The organism is Ensifer adhaerens (assembly GCF_002940685.1).
Taxonomy (GTDB): Bacteria; Pseudomonadota; Alphaproteobacteria; order Rhizobiales; family Rhizobiaceae; genus Ensifer; species Ensifer adhaerens_E.
The window spans coordinates 1-944 of record NZ_PNFP01000060.1 but is presented as its reverse complement, the minus strand read 5'-3'; the positions used below and the strand labels follow the sequence as shown (position 1 = coordinate 944).

General features: G+C 65.4%; 1 protein-coding gene. It reads right to left on the bottom strand.

Translation table 11 applies throughout. The features are described 5' to 3' along the window. The coding region (locus C1A35_RS35600; protein WP_104668912.1) for an aldehyde dehydrogenase family protein at positions 1–944 on the bottom strand (944 nt) is incomplete at both ends.

Genomic DNA, 944 nt, shown 5'->3' with positions numbered 1-944 from the left:
GCGAGCGTGTAGGCCGTCTTGACGGTTGTGTAGAATTCGGCGGCGTAGCGTCCCTGCTCGCGTGAGCCGTGGGACGAACCCTTGCGGCCGCCGAAGGGCACGTGGAAATCGACGCCGGCCGTCGGCAGGTTGACCATCACCATGCCGGCCTCGGCATTGCGCTTGAAATGGGTCGCATGCTTGAGGCTGGTGGTGGCGATGCCCGAGGACAGGCCGAAGGGCGTGTCGTTGGCGACGCTGAGCGCCTCGTCGTAATCCCGGACGCGGATGACGGATGCGACCGGGCCGAAGATCTCTTCCCGGCTGATGCGCATGGCGTTCGTCGCCTCGGTAAACAGCGCCGGCTGCAGGTAGAAGCCGGGCGTGTCGCGCGTCAGAAGCTCGCCGCCGAAGGCGAGTTTGGCGCCTTCCTGCCGGCCGATGGCGATATAGTCGGTGTCCTGGTTGAGCTGGCTCTGATCGACCACCGGACCGATCTGGGTGCCGGCCTTCAGGGCATCGTCGACAACAAGCCCCTTCATGCGTTCGCCCATGGCGGCGACGAACCGATCGTGAATGCCCTCAGTGACGATCAGGCGCGACGACGCCGTGCAGCGCTGGCCGGTGGAGAAGAAGGCGGAGTTGACCGCCGCCTCGACGGCGACATTGAGGTCGGCGTCATCGAGCACGACGAAGGGGTTCTTGCCACCCATCTCCAGCTGGTATTTGCGATTGTGTTCGACCGACGCCAGCGCCACGCGTTTTCCCGTGCCGGTCGAGCCGGTGAAGGTGATGGCGTGGATGTCCGGGCTGTCGAGCATCGCCTGGCCGACGACCGAGCCCTTGCCCATCACGAGGTTCAACACACCCTTCGGCAGGCCGGCGCGGTTAAGAATGTCGACGATGGCCCAGGAACTGCCGGGCACCAGTTCGGCCGGCTTGAAGACGACGGTGTTGCCGTAGCA